This window comes from Neisseria zoodegmatis, assembly GCF_900187305.1.
GTDB classification, from domain to species: domain Bacteria; phylum Pseudomonadota; class Gammaproteobacteria; order Burkholderiales; family Neisseriaceae; genus Neisseria; species Neisseria zoodegmatis.
Genome location: NZ_LT906434.1, coordinates 976,680 through 995,748, shown reverse-complemented (window position 1 = coordinate 995,748; position 19,069 = coordinate 976,680). Strand labels below are relative to the sequence as shown.

18 protein-coding genes and 1 tRNA gene are annotated in these 19,069 nt (G+C 50.8%); 13 read left to right on the top strand and 6 right to left on the bottom strand.

Translation table 11 applies throughout. The features are described from left to right. Window positions 1-15: 15 nt before the first annotated feature. Window positions 16-912: an OmpA family protein gene (locus CKV66_RS04590; protein ID WP_085363986.1), complete on the bottom strand. Its 897-nt coding sequence runs from the start codon at window positions 910-912 to the stop codon at window positions 16-18. A gap of 450 nt (window positions 913-1,362) precedes the next feature. Here CKV66_RS04590 and smc point away from each other — a divergent pair, with 450 nt between their 5' ends. The 3 genes from smc to ubiA all read left to right on the top strand — a co-directional run bounded on the left by smc (window position 1,363) and on the right by ubiA (window position 6,559). Beyond that, on the top strand, window positions 1,363-4,857 hold the full coding sequence (gene smc / locus CKV66_RS04585) for a chromosome segregation protein SMC (RefSeq protein ID WP_085363987.1): 3,495 nt from the start codon (window positions 1,363-1,365) through the stop codon (window positions 4,855-4,857). Window positions 4,858-4,941: 84 nt separating this feature from the next. Further along, complete coding sequence (locus CKV66_RS04580; protein ID WP_231990521.1) at window positions 4,942-5,523, top strand: chorismate--pyruvate lyase family protein; 582 nt, start codon at window positions 4,942-4,944, stop codon at window positions 5,521-5,523. Between the two features lie 121 nt (window positions 5,524-5,644). Next, on the top strand, window positions 5,645-6,559 hold the full coding sequence (ubiA, locus tag CKV66_RS04575) for a 4-hydroxybenzoate octaprenyltransferase (protein WP_085363988.1): 915 nt from the start codon (window positions 5,645-5,647) through the stop codon (window positions 6,557-6,559). A gap of 143 nt (window positions 6,560-6,702) precedes the next feature. Here the strand turns inward: ubiA and plsX are convergent, their stop codons facing one another. From plsX to CKV66_RS04555, 4 genes are all read right to left on the bottom strand, one after another. After that, a complete protein-coding gene (gene plsX, locus CKV66_RS04570) occupies window positions 6,703-7,767 on the bottom strand; it encodes a phosphate acyltransferase PlsX (RefSeq protein ID WP_085363989.1) in 1,065 nt (354 codons plus the stop codon). Between the two features lie 268 nt (window positions 7,768-8,035). Beyond that, window positions 8,036-8,566: a phosphoribosyltransferase gene (locus CKV66_RS04565; protein WP_085363990.1), complete on the bottom strand. Its 531-nt coding sequence runs from the start codon at window positions 8,564-8,566 to the stop codon at window positions 8,036-8,038. 170 nt (window positions 8,567-8,736) lie between these two features. After that, window positions 8,737-8,916, bottom strand: a complete 180-nt coding sequence (rpmF, locus tag CKV66_RS04560) for a 50S ribosomal protein L32 (protein WP_004283533.1) — start codon at window positions 8,914-8,916, stop codon at window positions 8,737-8,739. Window positions 8,917-8,951: 35 nt separating this feature from the next. Further along, window positions 8,952-9,455, bottom strand: a complete 504-nt coding sequence (locus CKV66_RS04555; protein ID WP_085363991.1) for a YceD family protein — start codon at window positions 9,453-9,455, stop codon at window positions 8,952-8,954. Between the two features lie 54 nt (window positions 9,456-9,509). Between CKV66_RS04555 and CKV66_RS04550 the strand changes: the two genes are divergently transcribed. The 6 genes from CKV66_RS04550 (at window position 9,510) to fabD (ending at window position 14,510) form a co-directional block, all read left to right on the top strand. Beyond that, the gene (locus tag CKV66_RS04550) at window positions 9,510-10,100 is read left to right on the top strand and encodes a Maf family protein (protein WP_085363992.1); all 591 of its coding nucleotides are present in this window, start codon (window positions 9,510-9,512) and stop codon (window positions 10,098-10,100) included. Between the two features lie 153 nt (window positions 10,101-10,253). Continuing rightward, window positions 10,254-10,964, top strand: a complete 711-nt coding sequence (locus CKV66_RS04545; RefSeq protein WP_085363993.1) for an SAM-dependent methyltransferase — start codon at window positions 10,254-10,256, stop codon at window positions 10,962-10,964. A 50-nt stretch (window positions 10,965-11,014) separates the two neighbouring features. Next, window positions 11,015-11,091, top strand: a tRNA-Pro gene (locus CKV66_RS04540). A 158-nt stretch (window positions 11,092-11,249) separates the two neighbouring features. Then, window positions 11,250-12,215, top strand: a complete 966-nt coding sequence (locus CKV66_RS04535; RefSeq protein WP_085364052.1) for a beta-ketoacyl-ACP synthase III — start codon at window positions 11,250-11,252, stop codon at window positions 12,213-12,215. A 122-nt stretch (window positions 12,216-12,337) separates the two neighbouring features. Next, a complete protein-coding gene (locus CKV66_RS04530) occupies window positions 12,338-13,570 on the top strand; it encodes a DUF1294 domain-containing protein (RefSeq protein ID WP_085363994.1) in 1,233 nt (410 codons plus the stop codon). Between the two features lie 10 nt (window positions 13,571-13,580). Next, the gene (gene fabD / locus CKV66_RS04525) at window positions 13,581-14,510 is read left to right on the top strand and encodes an ACP S-malonyltransferase (RefSeq protein ID WP_085363995.1); all 930 of its coding nucleotides are present in this window, start codon (window positions 13,581-13,583) and stop codon (window positions 14,508-14,510) included. A gap of 241 nt (window positions 14,511-14,751) precedes the next feature. Here the strand turns inward: fabD and CKV66_RS04515 are convergent, their stop codons facing one another. Then, window positions 14,752-16,410, bottom strand: a complete 1,659-nt coding sequence (locus CKV66_RS04515; protein ID WP_085363997.1) for a YadA-like family protein — start codon at window positions 16,408-16,410, stop codon at window positions 14,752-14,754. Window positions 16,411-16,857: 447 nt separating this feature from the next. Here CKV66_RS04515 and queC point away from each other — a divergent pair, with 447 nt between their 5' ends. The 4 genes from queC to CKV66_RS04495 all read left to right on the top strand — a co-directional run bounded on the left by queC (window position 16,858) and on the right by CKV66_RS04495 (window position 19,057). Then, entirely contained in the window at window positions 16,858-17,508 is a 651-nt protein-coding gene (queC, locus tag CKV66_RS04510; protein WP_085363998.1) for a 7-cyano-7-deazaguanine synthase QueC, read from the top strand. 76 nt (window positions 17,509-17,584) lie between these two features. Next, window positions 17,585-18,007, top strand: a complete 423-nt coding sequence (gene queD / locus CKV66_RS04505; RefSeq protein WP_085363999.1) for a 6-carboxytetrahydropterin synthase QueD — start codon at window positions 17,585-17,587, stop codon at window positions 18,005-18,007. 4 nt (window positions 18,008-18,011) lie between these two features. Beyond that, window positions 18,012-18,644: a 7-carboxy-7-deazaguanine synthase QueE gene (locus tag CKV66_RS04500; RefSeq protein WP_085364000.1), complete on the top strand. Its 633-nt coding sequence runs from the start codon at window positions 18,012-18,014 to the stop codon at window positions 18,642-18,644. 128 nt (window positions 18,645-18,772) lie between these two features. Continuing rightward, window positions 18,773-19,057, top strand: a complete 285-nt coding sequence (locus CKV66_RS04495; protein WP_085364001.1) for a hypothetical protein — start codon at window positions 18,773-18,775, stop codon at window positions 19,055-19,057. The last annotated feature ends 12 nt before the right edge of the window (window positions 19,058-19,069 follow it).

The following is a 19,069-nucleotide window of genomic DNA, read 5'->3' as shown; positions in this document are numbered from 1 at the left end:
TTTTTTAAAATTAATTTATTTCTTTTCACCATGCAGAATCACTTCAACGCGACGGTTGGGTTGGTCACATTGTTTGCGTGCATTCGCATCAGTCGGGTGTTTAGCACGACAGTCTTCTACCACCAGCTCACGCTCACCGCGGCCTTCTGCAGTGATTAATCTGTTGTCTAAGCCGCTTTCAGCCAAAACACGTTTAACCGTTTCGGCACGCTCAACTGACAATTTTTGGTTATATTCGGGACGACCGGACGGATCGGTATGACCTACCACTGCCACGCTGCGCACTAAGTCGGGGTGTTGTTTGATTTCATTGGAGATTTCAGCAATTTCCTGCTTGCCTTTAGGCAGCATGCTGGCGTAATCGGAGCGGTCGAACGCAAACAGGGTTGAGGCTTGCAAATCGTATTTTTTCAGCACGGTTGCACATTGTTGTGCGTTGGAAACACGTGAAAGTGTGTGGTTTTGGCGGGAGATGCCTTTCATTTCAACTTCTGCCTGCTCTGGCGATACAGCTCGCAGGACAGGATTACCGGCACCGTCATCCACTACCTTGAAGAAAGAAACGGCAGCTTCAGGAAGATTGTAGTAGTCGCCTGAATTCATTTTGTGGCGGTAACCTGCATCACGTTGGGTAAACTCAGCATGGAAGCGTTGGTTTTGCGCACAAATCGTTTCTTGGCGATACGCATTCGGCTGCAAAGAGCCTGAATATTGTCCGTTAACGTAAATATTGACAGTAGGCCCGGTAATAGCATCTGCTTGACGGTAAACCACCACGGAAGAGCGGTTATCCGGCACAGAGGTGCTGTATGCGGCATCTTTAGTACCGACCCAACTTTCTCTTTGCTGATGGGCGCAGCCTACAGCGGTAAGCGGCAATAATATCCACAATAAATTACGATACTGAAACATAATTCAAAACTCCTGACTTTCGATAAACACACCCGCACAGCAGGCACATTCGTTATATTTAAATATTTTCAGCTACAATATAATCTAGCTACTAAATTTTCACATGACATAATACATGGCAATAATAAGATGATATACGCATCAACTGTGCTTTTTCATATCAGAATACCAACGGTATTTTTTTACGGATAACAGGTATCCCGTTGTATTCGCCTTAACATTTAATAACTTTTTAGCAGAAAACGTTAATAAGTTGAATTTAAACAACCTAATTTTAATCATTTAAAATATTTTGATAAAAACAACATAATAAATAAGGTAATTATCCTTTTTGCAACACACCTTTCATTTTTCCGGCTTTAAGCATTCCTACAACTTTCCGGCCTTTCCCACATCAGCTTTGCAATTTCCGTTAAAATACGGCCTTTCACGCTTCAACTTTTCCACTTTATGCGCCTTACCCATATCAAACTTGCAGGCTTCAAATCGTTCACCGACCCCACAACCATTCATGTGCCCGGACAGCTCGTTGCCGTTATCGGGCCGAACGGCTGCGGCAAATCAAACGTGATTGATGCCGTGCGCTGGGTATTGGGCGAAGCTTCTGCCAAACAGCTTCGCGGCGAGAGTATGCAGGACGTGATTTTCAACGGCGCGGCCACCCGCCGCCCCGCTCCGCGCGCTTCGGTGGAATTGGTGTTCGACAACAGCGATCACAGCTTGCAGGGCGCATGGGGGCAATATGCCGAGGTAAGCATCAAGCGGCAGCTTACGCGGCAAGGCGAATCCACTTACTTTATTAACAACCAAGTGGTGCGCCGCCGCGACATTACCGATCTCTTTCTCGGCACCGGCGTAGGCGCGCGCGGTTATGCCGTGATTGAACAAGGCATGATTTCGCGCATCATCGAAGCGCGGCCGGAAGAATTGCGGGCATATATAGAAGAAGCGGCGGGCGTATCCAAATACAAAGAACGCCGCAAAGAAACGGAAGGCCGTCTGAAAGACACCCGCGAGCATCTGCAGCGATTGTCTGATTTACAGAGCGAACTCGCCCGCCAAGTGGAAAAACTCGAAAAGCAGGCCGAAACTGCCGAGCGCTACCAAACGCTCACCCGTCAGCTTTCGCAGCAGCAAGATTTGCTCGACTACGTGCAATGGCAGCAATCGCTAGCCACAGCCGACAAAGCCACCGCGCAACATCAAACCTTCCAACAACAGCAAGACGAAACCGCCGCCCAAGTTCAAGCTCTAACCGAAGAAATCCACGCCCTACAAGCCACCGAGCAGGCGCAGCAGCAAAGCGTGCACGACATCAGCAATCAGCGCGGTGTATTGCGCGAACAGATTGCCCGCTTGGAAGAACAAATCCGCCACCAACAAACCCTGCATCAACGCATCGAGCGCGACAAAGCCGCCGCACAAGTGCAGCTTTCGCGCATCCATCAAGAACAGCAGGAAATCCGTGTACAGCTTGAAGAAGCCGACATCCATATAGAAGACAAACAAGCCGAACTGGCCGAACTGGCCATGCAGGTTGCCGAATACGAAGAACGCCTGCCCGAACTCGAAGAAGCGCAGTCGGCACTCAACACCGCCTATCAAAACCAGCAAGACGAACACAACCGCATCAAACGCGAGCTGGCCTTGAAACAGCAGCAACTCGCCCATTCGCAGCAAACCCTGCAACAACACGAAGCACGCAGAGGCCGTCTGAAACAGGAAAGCCAAGCACTCAACCTGCCCGACGACAGCGAAACCGACGCCGCACAAGAGCAGGCCGCCTTGCTGCAAAGCCAACAAGAACATTACGAAGAACAGATTGTCGCCGCCGAAGAACAGCTCAATCATCTGCGCGAACAGTTTCAGACGGCCTCACAACACCTGCAAAACCTGAAGCAACAACACATCACCCTACAAGCGCAACAGCAGGCATTGGCACAACTGCTTGCCCAAGACGAAGCCGCCCAAACCGATTTTTGGCAACACACCGCAGCAGCCGAAGCCCCCCAACTGTGGCAGCACATCACCGCCCCTGCCGACTGGCAGCACGCCTTAAGCGTTATTTTGGCCGAACGGCTGCACGCCCGCGCCGTACCGCCTTCGTTCAGCCTGCCGTCGCCGCTGCCCGAAGGCAGCGCCGCTTGGTTGGCCGATAATCTTTCAGGTGGCCTCAAGAAAACCCTGCCCGCTCAAGCACTCTTAAACCAAATCCAAGCCAAAGCCCCTTTTCAGACGGCCTTACATCATTGGCTGGACGGCGTTTTATGCGCGCCCGATTTGGATTACGCCATCCAGCACCAAGCCGACTTGCAAAACAACCAAGTCTGGCTAACCCCCGAAGGCCACCAAATCGACCGCGTCAGCGTGGTGCTGTACGCCCAAGCCGCGCAAGACAACCTGATGGCGCGCAAAGCCCGTTTGGACGAATTAACCGCCGAACTGGAACAAATCACCCCCCAACTGGCCGCCGCCGAGCAGCAGTCCGCCCAAACCCAAAATGCCTTGAACGCTGCCGAACAACACCATAAAAACCTGCAACAGCAGCAAAAACAGCACAGCCAGCAATACCAAGCGGCACAAAACCGCGCCGCCGAACTGCTCGCCCGCACCAATCAAGGTCAAATCCGCCGCGAGCATATCGAGCGTGAACTGGCGCAACTCGCAGAAGAACAAATCATTCTCGAACAAACTTCAGACGGCCTCGAAGACGATATCGCCACGCTTACCGAAGCCGCAGCCGAACTCGAACACCAGCAGCAAAACACCGGCGGCAGCCGTCAAGAACAACAAGGCCGTCTGAAACAAGCCCAGCTTGCGCTGCTCGAAGCCAACCGCCAATACGGTTTGGCAGAAGTGGCCGTGCACAAACTGCAACAGCAAAAACAGCACTTCCAGCAACAACTCATACAGCTTGAGCAGCAAACTTTCGACTGGCAGGAACGCCAATCCGAACTGGCCCTTGCCTACGAAACCGAAACCCAAAACGACGAACAGCAAGCCAAACTCAGCGAACTGACCGAATCCGTACAAACCCTCGACGAGCAATACGCCGCCATGCAGGAACAACTCGCCGTCACCCAAGCAAAAGGCCGCGAACAATATGCCCGCCAGCAAACCCTGTCGGCCAAACTGCCGCAACTTCAAGCCGCTACCCAAACCGCGCTGCTGCAACAACAAGAAGCTCTGCTGAACGCCAAACGCTTCCACCAAAACCTCAGCGAACGGCAAGCCGATCTCGATGCGCTGGAATCGCTGGCCGCAGCGTCCGGCAGCCTGAAAACCCTCAGCAGCGACATCGGCAGCCTTGCCCAACAAATCGAAGCACTCGGCGCGGTCAATCTCGCCGCCCTGCAAGAGTTGGAAGAAGCCCGCGAACGCGACGGCTACTACCGCGGGCAAAGTGAAGACGTGCAGGCCGCTATTGACCTGCTCGAAGAAGCCATCGAACAAATCGACAACAAAACCAAATCGCGGTTTAAAGAAACCTTCGATGCCGTTAACGAGAAAGTACAAACCTTCTTCCCCACCCTGTTCGGCGGCGGCGAAGCCAAACTGCACATGATCGGCGACGACCTGCTCACTTCCGGCGTGTCCATCATGGCCCGTCCGCCCGGCAAGAAAAACAGCACCATCCACCTCTTGAGCGGCGGCGAAAAAGCCCTCACTGCCATGAGCTTGGTGTTTGCCCTGTTCAGCCTCAACCCCGCCCCCTTCTGCCTGCTCGATGAAGTGGACGCACCGCTCGACGATGCCAACACCGGCCGCTTCTGCAATTTGGTGAAAGAAATGTCGGCGCAAACCCAGTTTCTCTACATCTCGCACAACCGCCTCACCATGGAAATGGCCGAACAGCTTATCGGCGTAACCATGCAGGAAAAAGGCGTATCGCGGATTGTGGCGGTGGATATCCAACAGGCCTTGAGCATGGCGGAACCGGCTTAAAGCTTGCCCGCAATATTGAAGCCCCAAAAATACAGTTGTCCTGACAAGCCTCCGTTTCACGCATGATTACGCAGGGCAACTATCATGTACAATACGCACTTTTCACACGGGCTTGAGCACACGCCGCCCGATATAACCGGCAACATGAACAATCCTCTGATATGGCAGCCCCAACTGCCCGAAACCGTTTTACACAGCGTCTCTGAAAACGCCGCCACATTAATGCAGGCACAATCGCTGACCGCAGCATTGCGGAACACCAATCACGCATTTTCCGTGCGCCTGCTCCGTTTGAGCGAAGACCGCTTCGACCCGGCATTTTCAGACGGTCTCAATCCCAACAACACAGACAAATGGTTCTCCCGCGATGTGTTGCTGTGTTTAAACCAAACACCGGTCGTTTGGGCGCGCAGCATCTGCCGTGCCGATGCAGATAATTGGTGCGGGCTTTTGGATTGCGGCACCCGTCCGCTGGGCGAAAAATTGTTTGACGGCTCCCTACCGCTGACCCGCTCCCCTTTCGAATACACCTCTCCATCCCAACAACACCGCCTGCCCGGATTCGACGGACACGCTTTCGCAGCACGACGCTCGTTTTTTAGCTGGCAGCAAGAAACATTAGGCTTGGCCGAATACTTTCTGCCCGGGCTGCAAAGTTTTGTTTAAGCACATGAGTCTTTTCATAATCTGGTCTATAATTCTGCACAAAACAGCGTAACGACAAGCCGTTTGGAAACAGACGGCTTGTCTGTTTCCACTATATTAATAAATAAAGTAAATATTACACATGAATATAAAACGGTTACTCTTAAAATTTCTGCCGCGCTATGTCGTGGGAAGGCTGGTGATTTATAGCAAACTGATGCGTATAGAAAAGCCCATCGGCACTTTGCTGCTGCTTTGGCCGACTTTTTGGGCATTGTGGATCGCTTCGGAAGGTATTCCCGACTTCACCATCCTGCTCGCCTTCGCCGCCGGCACTTTCCTGATGCGCAGCGCAGGATGTGTGGTGAACGACTTTGCCGACCGCGATTTCGACGGCTCGGTAGAAAGAACCCAAAACCGTCCGTTTGCCAAAGGCTTGGTTTCCACAGAAGAAGCCATACTTTTGGCGCTGATTCTCTGCCTCATGGCTGCATTGTGCCTTCTACCCCTCAACCGCCTGACTTGGCTGATGAGCTTGCCTGCGCTGTTCTTGGCCGTTACCTACCCGTTTACCAAACGCTTTCTCCCTCTTCCCCAATTTTATTTAGGCCTAGCCTTCTCGTTCGGCATCCCCATGGCCTTTGCCGCCGTAACAGAAACCGTCCCGCCTTTGGCTTGGCTGATTTTCACCGCCAATGTTTTATGGACTTTGGCATACGATACCATTTATGCCATGGCCGATAAGGAAGACGATTTAAAAATCGGCATCCGCACTTCGGCCATCACGTTCGGCGACAACGACATCTCAGCCATCATGATTTGCCACTTTTGGTTTACCGCCTTGATGGCCATACTGGGTGTGCAAATTCAAGCCACATGGCCTTTCTGGCTGGCCTTGCCGCCCACCGTTTACTGGCAATTCCAACAATACCGCCAAATCAAAACGCGCGACCGCTGGCTGTGTTTCCGCACGTTCCTAGAAAACAACCGCATCGGCTTGGTTTGGTTTTTAGCCATTGCCGGGCACTATTTATGGCTTTCTTTTCAGACGGCCTGAGGCATCAGCAAAACGAAAGCGCACAACACATTACTCATATTCAGGCTTAGATATTTCACTCCGAATATCAACGCACAAATAAAAAGGCAGACGCAATATACGTCTGCCTTTTTATTGATTAATACAAGATTAAAAAACAATCATCAACCCAAATTATCCGCCATGGCGGCATGTTCGCTTTCCAATTGCTTCTCCGCCAACACCGCCAGCTGCGATGCTACGCCCTGCTCAATTTTTGCCAAGCTGGCCGCATTCGCTTCGTGATAAGCCTCTTCAAGCGCGAAAGCAAATCCTACCGCATCCGTTCCGCCGTGGCTTTTAATCACTACACCGCGCAAGCCGAGGAAAATGGCTCCGTTAAAACGGCGCGGGTCGAATTTATTTTTAAATCCCTTCAAAGCCGGCATGGAAACCAATGCCGCAGCTTTGGTAAACAGATTAGCCTTAAATTCCTGCTTGATGGCGCCGCCCATGAATTTGACTGCGCCTTCAATGGTTTTCAGCACAATATTGCCGACAAAACCGTCAGCGACAATCACATCCACATTGCCGGTGAATACCGTATTGCCTTCCACATTGCCGATGAAATTCAAATTACTTTCGCTCAACAGTTTGAAAGTCTGCTTAACCGTATCAGTACCTTTGATTTCTTCCGTACCCACATTCAGCAACCCCACTCTCGGGCGGCCTTTTGCAGGGTAAAGTGCCTGATAAAGCTCGCTGCCGATTACTGCAAACTGCATCAACTGCTCCGCCGTACAATCAACATTGGCACCCAAATCCAGCATCAAAGTCACATGGTCGGAAGCCGAAGGCAGAAACTTGGCAATTGCCGGCCGCTCAATACCGGGGATGGTTTTCAGCACAAAACGGGCGGTAGCCATCAAAGCACCGGTATTACCGGCAGACACTGCAGCTTGGGCATGCCCCTCTTTCACTTGATTAATCGCCACCCGCATGGAAGAGTCTTTTTTATTTTTCAGCGCCAGCTGCGGCGCCTCGTCCATTTCCACCACCTGCGTAGAATGGATTACAGTAATCCTGTCCATCGGCGCTTGTGCAGCGGCCAAAGCAGATTTCAAGGCGGATTCGTCGCCCACCATAATCAGATGCACATTACTCTGCTGCTTAAGAAAAGCTATGGCTCCGGGTACGGTTACATCCAAACCGGCATCTCCGCCCATAGCATCTACTGCCAAAGTAATCATAAATTTTCTCCGTGTTCCCAAATTTTGCCGAGAGTATCAATGCCGTTTTATTCTACGCACCTACCCGGCTATCCCTGCAATGTTTTCAGACGGCATTCTCTACAAAGGCCGTCTGAATCAATCACCTATTTGCTTAAAATACACCGCAAACAAAGAATGTCTTAAGCAAATCAATTTATTTTCAGTAGTGTTTACAATATAAAAAGACGCTCAAATATGCAGGCAGCTACTTTAACACAAGCCGCCCGCAGATTCCGCTTCAAGTTTCTTAATCAATGGTTGCCTGATCGGCCAAACGGTTGTGCTCGTCGATATCGTCAGCATCCCACGGATAGTTAATCCACCAGTCCTGCACGGTAATGCCGCTGAAATAAGGCATACCTTCCGGCAGCTTGCCTTTCTTCTCTTTGATTTTCTCATGCAAAACGGCGATTCCGATGGTGCCGAAGTCCTCTTTCGCGAACTCATTGAGGCAGAATTCCAAAGTTACCCGACTGTCGTCCACTTCATCCACAACCAGCACATTCTTGCCTTTCAAGGTTTCAGGCAGCGGATCAAGCCATTGGATTTTCTTTACGCTGTCGGTAACTTTGCCCGTATGCTCGCCGTCGTAATAAGCCGTAGTAACCGCATAAATCGGAATATTTAAAAAGCACCGTAAAATTCTTGCGGGAATAAACCCGCCGCCGCCAATAGCGATCATTGCATCATATTGAACACCGGAAGCCTTTACTTTATCGGCAAGCTGTTTGATGACGCGGTGAACATCATCGTATGTATACCAGATTTTCTTTTTCATCGTACAAAACCATATACCCGACAAGCAGGGCATTCAAACCTTTCAGACGGCCTCATGCCCTACTTAACTGCAACCAACCTAAGCTGACGTATCAGTAACGCAAAAAAGCCAGCAATTGCGGTTTTGGGGCAATTTTCTGGCTTTCTCTTCATCAGCAGAGGCGTAGAAACTTATTCGCCTTTAGCTTTTACCACTTTGCGGCCACGGTACATACCGTTGGGAGAAATGTGGTGGGGGCGGTGTACTTCACCGGTAGCGCTGTCAACCGACAGAGCAGGTGCAGTCAAAGCATCGTGTGAACGGTGCATACCGCGTTTTGAGGGAGATTTTTTATTTTGTTGAACGGCCATTTCAAGCTCCTAAAAATATATAAAACTAAAACCGGTTAGCGGCTGCTTTTCAGCCCTGCCAAAACGGCAAACGGATTGGGTTTGTCCTGATTTACCTCTTCAATAGCGGCATTGTCGCATGATTCGTGACGCGGCGAAAAAGGCAGTGCCATCAGGATTTGGTCTTCCACCAAAACACGCACGTCCATTTCGCTTTCTGCCACCATTCCTTCCAATTCCTCATCGGAGAGCATGGCTTCGTCTAAAACGGCTTCGTCATCAAACAAAACGATGCGGCTGCTTTCATTCAGCTCGAAGGGCATCGGCTTGATGCAGCGCTGGCATACCAAAGGAATGCTGCCGCTTACACTGAGATCAAGAAACAAACGCTGCAAGCGGTCTTGCCCGCCTTGCAGCGTAAACGAAACCTCTGACTGTTTGTCGGCAAAATATTCGTGCGACCAAACGCGTTCGTCCAACTGGCTAAGCAAAAATCTGCCTTGCAAACTCTGCTTTTCTGCGGCGAAAGCTGCGGGGTCAATCAAATTAAGGTCTGACATAAACGGGGTATGATATAATTTAAAAGATTTAACGTCAATGATTTTATTGCATACATGAATACATCTCTGCCGCTTATTTTAGGCTCAAGCTCCGTATTCCGCCAAGCCCAGCTGCAACGCTTGGGCATCGTTTTTCAGACGGCCTCACCCGATTACGATGAAACACCCGCTGCCAACGAAACGGCAGAGGAAACCGCATTGCGTTTGGCAGTCGGCAAAGCACGCTCGTTGGCAGCACAATTTCCTCAAGCTCTGATTATCGGTGCAGACCAAGTTGCGTGGTGCAACGGCATCCAATTGGGCAAACCGATGAACGTCGCGAATGCACAACACATGCTCGCATCTTTAAGTGGGCAGCGCATCGAATTTTACAGCGCAGTCTGCTTGCTCAACACCGCTTCAAACAGCCTGCACACACATGTAGATAAAACCGTCGTTACCATGCGCACGCTCAGCAGCGAGCAAATCCGCCGCTATTTAGAGCGCGAACCCGATGCCGTATATTGCGCCGGCGCAGCCAAAAGCGAAGGGCTGGGCGCGGCATTGTTAGAAAAAATCGACAGCACAGACCCGAACGCGCTCATCGGCCTGCCTATTTTTAAATTGGCCGATTTTCTCGCTTTAGAAGGCTTCGACGTACTGTAACCACGCAATGAAGCTTGTTATTCAGACATAGGACATAGAAAGCAAACATTTTAAAAACAGTATTGAGGCCGTCTGAAAACCACTAACCTCTCTTTTTTCAGACGGCCTCAACCCAATAATATAATCCAGTTATTATTATTCAGACCAAACATCATGCCGCCCATTCTCTATCTCATTCCCACGCCCCTCGGCACGCCCGACACACCCTGCCTGCTTCCGCACGAGCAAGCTCAGATTAGCGGTTTAACCGACTTTGTGGTCGAAGCTGAAAAAACCGCCCGCAGCCACTTAAAGCATCTCGGCATCACCACGCCGATTCGCGAGCTAAACCTACAAACACTCAACGAGCATACGGATATCAACATCTTGCCGGAACTGCTGAAACCGTTACACGAAGGCCGGAGCATGGGCATAGTCAGCGAAGCAGGTTGCCCCGTCGTAGCCGATCCCGGCGCCAACCTTGTAGCACTTGCCCACAAACACGGCTTCGAAGTCCGCCCGCTTGTCGGCCCGTCCAGCCTTTTGCTGGCACTCATGGCTTCCGGAGCCAACGGTCAGAACTTCGCTTTCAAAGGCTATCTGCCGTCTGAAAAAACCGAACGCATCCAAGCACTAAAATCTTTGGAGCAGCAATCGCGGCGCAACAACGAGACCCAGATTTTTATCGAAACGCCCTACCGCAACAACGCCATGCTTGAAGATGCCGTCGCCACCCTTTCTCCGTCAACGCGCTTGTGTACTGCCAGTGATTTAACCCTGCCCACGCAAACCATTATCAGCAAACACGTTGCCGATTGGCGCAAACTGCCCTCTCTTCCCGATTTGAAGAAACGGCCGACCATATTTATCTTGCACGCTGCATAATTTTTCTGCTTGCCAAGCAAAATTTCTTTGCCTATAATGCTCCGCTTATTCGGAATGTAGCGCAGCCCGGTAGCGCACTTCGTTCGGGACGAAGGGGTCGGAGGTTCGAATCCTCTCATTCCGACCAACATTTTTCAGGCGGCTTTGGATATTCAAAGCCGCCTGTTTTGCTATATTGCAACGTCCTGTTTCAGGCCGTCTGAAACTCAGTGATTAATGTTGGGAAAATCAGGCGTATTACCTTACAATACCTTTTATTCACAAACCATCACCAAAGGCGATGCCATGCAGTATGCCAAAATTCTCGGCACGGGCAGCTACCTGCCCGCCAACCGTGTAAGCAATGATGATTTAGCCAAAAAAGTGGATACATCCGACGAATGGATCACCACGCGCACCGGCATCAAATTCCGCCACATCGCAGACGAACACGAACAAACCAGCGATTTGGCGGTGGCTGCCGCACGCAACGCTTTGGAAGACGCCGGCGTACCCGCCGACCAAGTCGATTTGATTATCGTGGCTACTTCAACGCCCGACATGATTTTTCCGTCCACCGCCACCATCGTTCAACGCAAGCTCGGCATCGGCCCAACCGGCTGCCCCGCTTTCGACGTGCAGGCCGTGTGCGCGGGCTTTATGTATGCACTAACCACGGCCAATGCCTACATTAAAAGCGGCATGGCAAAAAAAGTATTGGTGATCGGCGCGGAAACCTTCAGCCGCATCATGAACTGGGAAGACCGCACCACTTGTGTGCTGTTCGGCGACGGCGCAGGCGCGGTATTGCTCGGCGCGTCGGACGAACCGGGCATCATCCACAGCAAACTGCAAGCCGACGGCGACTACATCGACTTGCTCAAAACGCCCGGCCAAGTGGTGAACGGCCAAGTGTGCGGCATACCGTTCCTGACTATGGACGGCCCCGGCGTGTTTAAATTCGCCGTCAAAATGCTGGCAAAAGTGGCCGACGACGTGATTACGGAGGCGGGTTATACCGCCCAACAAATCGATTGGATCGTGCCGCACCAAGCCAACAAACGCATCATCGAAAGCACTGCCAAGCACTTGGGCCTGAGCATGGATAAAGTAATCTTAACCGTGCAAGACCACGGCAACACATCCGCCGCATCCATTCCTTTGGCTTTGGATCACGGCATCCGCAGCGGCCAAATCCGCCGCGGGCAACATCTGCTGCTGGAAGGTATCGGCGGCGGGTTCGCATGGGGAGCGGTATTATTGAAATACTGATTCCTCAGTAAATACAGGCCGTCTGAATCTCACATACAAACCTGAAAACACAACATAACTTTTTTTCAGACGGCCTGCTTAACAGGAGCAGGGGAAGCTCCTTACTCACACAGATTATAAAAATGGACAAAAAAACACATTACGGTACGGTAACCCATTGGTTTACCGACCTCCAACGCGGCTCGGTATTATCCGACGACCACGGCACACAACGCATTCTTTTAGAAGCCGCTTCTCTTACCGAAGGCTACCGCAATCCTCAAAGCGGCGACCGCATCAGTTTCAGTCTTCACGAAGACAGCCGAAACCGCTTATGCGCCGACGAAGCCACCCTACTCCCGCCTTTGCAGGAAAACGAGCGGGTGGAAATCACCCTCAGCGATTGGAACTACCAACAAAACGGCGGTTACGGCATGCACCATGTGCAGCGCAACTCTCCGATTTTCATTCTCGGCCAGTTTCTCAACGACCAAACGCGCATCCCCGAAAACGGCGAAACGCTCGAAGGCCGGCTGGTTAAACACAGCAACGGACAATGGCTGCTGGTGGAAGTCGATATCATCGAAAAAACGCCGACAGCCCTGCCCGACATTCCCGCAGTGGCTGAGATACCCGTTCCGCCGCCTCCGCCGCCCAAACTGTCTAAAGCCAAAAGTACCACTAAGGCCGCACAAGATACCGAACTGCCCGCCGCTTTGCCTGCCAACCGCGTGCTGGGTGGCTCCATTGCCCATTGGAACGACGAAAAAGGCTACGGCTTTATTTCAACCGAAAACCAGCAAAGCGTTTTCTTCCATATTTCTGCGTTCCACTACATGTCGCAGCGCCCGAATATCGGCCAAAAAGTCAGCTTTTACTGCAACCGCCCCGTCGGCAGCGAACCGCAGCGCGCCATGCGGGTCGTATTGAGCGGACATGAAGCCTCGCTGTTTTCCGAACGCCCCTATGATTACCACGAATTCAATCTCAATATGCGCAAACTGTTGTGTTACGGCCTGACCGGCAGCCTGTATCTCTCCGGTGTCGCCTACTTTTCCCTCAAACTCGCCTCCTTCTATTGCCTCACCAGCGCCGCAGCTTTTTGGCTTTACCGCAGCGACAAACAAACCGCCGTGACCAAATCCCGTCAAAAGCAAGGCTATTTGGGACGCGTGCCCGAGAAAAAACTACACCAAATCGGCTTGCTCGGCGGCTGGCCGGGCGCACTGTTTGCCCGCGGCGCCTTCAACCACAAAACAGGGAAAGCCTCGTTTATCCGCGTTTTCTGGCTAACCGTGGCCGCAAATATTGCCATAACCTATGCCCTGCTGATACATTACGGCGACAACCCGATTGCCTTATTGTTAAAAAACTAAAAGGAATACCATGTCTTTTGCATTTTTCTTCCCCGGCCAAGGTTCGCAAAGCCTCGGCATGATGAACGGCTTTGAAGGCACGGCCGCAGTAAAAGCCACTTTTGACGAAGCCTCCGCCGCACTCGGCCAAGACTTGTGGGCAATGATGAACGGCGAAGACGCCGCCGTGATTAACGAAACCGTCAACACCCAGCCGCTGATGCTTGCCGCAGGCGTCGCCACCTACCGCGCCTATTTGGAAAGCGGCGGCAAAACGCCCGACGCAGTAGCCGGCCACAGCCTCGGCGAATACACCGCCTTAGTGGCTGCGGGTGCTTTGGACTTTGCCGATGCCGTCAAACTGGTGCGCTTGCGGGCAGAATTGATGCAAAACGCCGTACCGCAAGGCGAAGGTGCCATGGCCGCCATCTTGGGTTTGGATGACGACGTTGTCCGCCAAGTATGTTCGGAAGCCGCTCAAGGCGATGTGGTGGAAGCCGTGAACTTCAACTCGCCCGGCCAAGTCGTGATTGCAGGCTCTGCCGCTGCAGTCGAGCGCGCCATGAATTTGGCCAAAGAAAAAGGCGCCAAACGCGCCCTGCCCTTGCCGGTATCCGTGCCTTCCCATTGCAGCCTAATGAAACCCGCCGCCGAAAAACTGGCTGAAGCCCTGAAAAACATCGACATCAAACCACCGCAAATACGCGTTATCCACAATGCCGATGTTGCCTCTTATGACGATCCCGACAAAATCAAAGACGCTTTGGTGCGCCAGCTTTACAGCCCCGTGCGCTGGACGGAAACCGTTAACACATTGGTAGCGGAAAGCATTACCCAATCCGCCGAATGCGGCCCCGGCAAAGTGTTGGCAGGGCTGGCCAAACGCATTAATAAAGAGGCGGTATGCAGTGCATTAACCGATGCCGCCCAATTGGAAGCCTTTATCGAATTGCAGCGTTAAACCGCTTTTTCTCTAAATAGCCATACCCAAACCTTTGGCAGCATTGCCGAATGGCGATGCAGTTTAAATTCAGGCCGTCTGAAAAAACTTTTTTCAGACGGCCTTTTACCGATATAACCAATCAAATAAAAAACAGCCGGAACGGTTTTACCCGCTCCGGCTGTTCCCCCGTAGTGTTTGCAGAAGCCGCTCGTGTTGCCGTTGGCGGCTTCTTTGGCCATTTATACCGTTTTCAAAGAGATTACCACTCGAAGTTCACGCCCACGTTATAAGCAGTGTGACCACCTTTCGGGTTGAACGATACGCCCGCTTTGGTAGCAAAGTGTTCGTTGAAACGGTAGCCCGTGCCTACGGCAACAGCAGTTTCAGAACGGTAGCCGCCTACTGCCGCAGATACGTTCAGTTTGCCTACGTTGTAGGGTTGGAACAAACCTCCTAATGCTGCTTGTGTAGCAAAGCCACGGCGCACTTCTTTATCCAAATCTTTGACTTTTCTGTCTAACTGTTGGATTTTCTTGCTGTTTTGTGCTGCTTGAGCTTGAACGCCGTCCAAACGCTTTTGATCCAATGCTCTGCTTTGGTTCAAGCGGTTAATCGCTTCTACGTTGGCAGAAATTCTTGATTTGTTCTCTGCGATACCGGCTTTGTTGGCAGCGATATCGGTTTTGTTTGCTGCAATGCCTGCTTTGTTGGTAGCAATATCGGCTTTGTTTGCAGCAATGCCTGCTTTGTTGGTGGCAATGTCGGCTTTGTTGGCGGCAATGCCTGCTTTGTTGGTAGCGATATCGGCTTTGTTGGCGGCGATGCCTGCTTTGTTGGTGGCGATATCGGCTTTATTTGCGGCAATGTCTTTTTTGTTGGTAGCAATACCTGCTTCGTTGGCGGCGATTCGAGCTCTGTTCGTATCCACCGCATTGTTCACTTCGGTGATTCTGTTTGTATTGCGTTTGATTTCTTCGGCATTGCTCTTGATGTTTGCAGCATTCTTGTCGATTTGTTCCACTTTTTGAGGATCTACGCCGTTACCGAGAGAAATACGTGCAATAGCATCTTTATTCTCTTGGATTTGTTTAGCCTGAGCCTCCGCACCTGCTCGCAGTTGTTGGACTCCCACTTGATTATCCTGAGTCAACTTATTCAAAGCTGTCAGCTGTTCTCCATGTTGCTTAATTGTTTTGCCTTGTTTGTCTACTTCGCCGGTAAGCACATTCACTTTAACTTCGTTTTCAACAAGACCTTTAACTTGCTCTTTTAACGCTTCTTCATTCGCTTTAATGGTCTCTTTAGCTTTGCCCAAATCGGCTTTGATAGTTGCAATATCCGACTTATTGGCTGCAATAGCTGTTGTGTTTGCGGGAACTGTTGTATCTCTAAGTTTAATAGTAGCTTCTTTAACTTGTTGCGCCTCATTTTTCAGTATTGCAAACTCTTCGCGTGCTTTTTTAGTCTCTGCTGCGAGTTGGTTGACCTTTGCATCATTCGTTTTTACTTTTTGTAAATCTGCCTTAATGCCATTGATGTTTGTTTCCTGTTCTTTATGTTGTTTCTCAAGGGTTTGAATATAGCCGAGGTTTAATCCTACTTTTGAAGCTAAATTGGCATAATTATCTTCAATCTTTTTGATTTGCTCATCCTGTTGAGTATTTTTTTGAGTCAGCTGTTGACGATCTTGTTGGCCTTTTATGATAAGTTTATCATGGTCATCAATAAGATTTTTGTGCAAGCCAAATGCTGCATGCACCTCTGAAATCCGTTGGTCATTATCATTGATTAATTTTCTATTTTGCTCCACTTTTTCCGCTAATTTTGTATTGTCATTAGCATGTGCCTGCCCTGCAAAAACAGTCAACACTGCTGCCGCAGTCAATGAAAGTAAAGTATTGAATGATTGTTTTTTCATTTTATATTCCTTTAGTTTTGTTTGAGTAGACAACCGGTAATGGCAGCCGGATATAAGGGCACGGCAGTAAACGGTAAGGCGTTGCTCAGCCTTCAACACTTGCCGGACATATCCGCCCGCCTTGCAGATAAAATGACGGAGCAATAAATGAAAACTTACAACCTATTGGAAAAATACACAAAAAAAATTTTATATTTATGTTTTTAAAGAAAATTTAATTCAAAAATATTTTTACACCGAAAACCAAAAAGCATATAGGCGGTTTTACTTCCCTCTTATTGAGGCCGTCTGAACCTATGGTTAAGCCCGTTACTGCAGGCTTTACACACCGGAGAAATAATCCGGCAAGCCTGTGTTCAGACGGCCTCAACCCTTTTCGTGTATAATTTGCCGCTTCTTTTCAACGCGGTTCGAAATCCTCCCGCGATACCAAAACTAGGAACCAAAATGCACAACGAAAAAGCTCTGGTCGTCTTTTCAGGCGGCCAAGATTCCACTACCTGCCTGATTCAGGCGGTTCAAACCTACGGCCGCGAAAATGTGCAGGCCATCACGTTTCAATACGGACAACGCCACGCCATCGAGCTGGAACGCGCCCGTTGGATTGCCGAAGATTTAGGCATCGCGCAAACCGTGCTTGATTTAAGCCTGATGCAGCAAATCACCCACAACGCTTTAATGGACGACACCGCCGAAATTCAGACGGCCTCAAACGGCGTGCCGAATACTTTTGTCGACGGCCGCAATGCGCTGTTTCTGATCTACGCCGCCATTTACGCCAAAAGCCAAAACATCAAGCACATTATCGTGGGTGTATGCGAAACCGACTTTTCGGGCTATCCCGACTGCCGCGACGTATTCGTGAAATCGATGAACGTAACGCTCAATCTGGCGATGGACTACGCCTTTCAAATCCACACGCCGCTGATGTATCTCACCAAAGCGCAAACATGGGCGTTGGCCGACCGCTTGGGCTGCTTCGACTACATCCGCGAACACACCCACACCTGCTACCACGGCGTGGAAGGCGGCTGCGGCGAATGCCCGAGCTGCGTGCTGCGCGAACGCGGGCTGGCGGAATATCTCGCTTCACGCTGACCATTTTATCTTCCTAAAACAAAAAAGGCCGTCTGAAACGGGTTTCAGACGGCCTGAACCTCGAACCTGACCTACCATGAAAATCACCAAAATCTTCACATTCGATTCGTCGCACATGCTCGACGGACACGACGGCAAATGCCAAAACCTGCACGGCCACACCTATAAGCTCGAAGTCGTAGTTTCAGACGGCCTCATTCAAGGCGGCGCGAAAGACGGGATGGTGATGGATTTTTCCGACCTTAAAACCATCGTCAAACACACCATCATCGAGCCGTTCGACCACGCCTTTATCTACAACGGCAACAACCCGCGCGAAAGCCAAATCGCCGCCCTGCTCGAAAGCTGGAACATGAAAACCCTGCGGCTCGGTTTCCGCACCACCGCCGAAAACATGACAGTGGAAATGTTCGGCCGTCTGAAAAACGCCGGCCTGCCCGTGAGCCTGATCCGCTTGTGGGAAACGCCTACGTCTTGCGCGGAATACGAAGGGGAATAACGCCATGACCGAAATCCGCCCCGAAAACCCGCAATACCGTATCGTCGAAATCTTTGAAAGCCTGCAAGGGGAAGGCTATAACACCGGCATGCCCGCGGTGTTCATCCGCCTCGGCAAATGCAACCTCGCCTGCTCGTGGTGCGACACCGACTACCTCACATTCAACATGATGAGTTTGCAGGATATTTTAGGCCGTCTGAAAAACCATACAGCCCGCAATATCATCATCACCGGCGGCGAACCCACCATCCAGCCGCACCTCGATATCCTGCTCGACGCCCTCAAAGCCGAAGGTTACACACTCTGCATCGAAACCAACGGCCTCAACCCCGCACCGCCGCAAATCGACTTTGTCGCCACCAGCCCCAAAGCCTGCTACGCCGAAAAATACGAAAAGCAGTGCATAGCAACCGCCGACGAAGTACGCATCGTGGCCGACGGCGACGTGCTGGCCTTTTGCGAACGCATGGAACAAAAAATCCGCGCCAAACACTACTACCTCTCGCCCTGCGAGCAAAACGGCGAAATGAATATCTACGACACCATCCGCCAAATCGGGCTGCTCAACAGCCGCCCCGATGCCCTCGCGCATTGGCAACTGAGCGTGCAAACGCATAAATGGGCGGGGATTGAATAGCCGCTATTTAAACAAAAGGCCGTCTGAAACCTTTTCAGACCGCCTAACATTTCATTCACGCAATAGAAATACCTTACATTACAATCCGCAAATTATTTGATTTTCATAAAATGTTTAAAGGAAATGAAATGTCTGATATTCAACAACACCAAAACAACGTTTACCCTGCAAATCAGAATACCGCCGCACCTGTTGTCAGCTTGAAAGAATGGATTCTGACGCTGCTTGTGCTCGCCATTCCTTTTGTCAACATTATTATGTTGTTGGTGTGGGCATTCGGCAGCAGCACCAATCCGAACAAAGCGAATTTCTGCAAAGCACAAATTGTGATGATGTTGCTTGGAATCGTACTTGCGCTGATTCTGATTTTCGTAGTAGGACTCACTGTCCCCACAATGCAACAAGGCATGTAAATAAAATCTAGT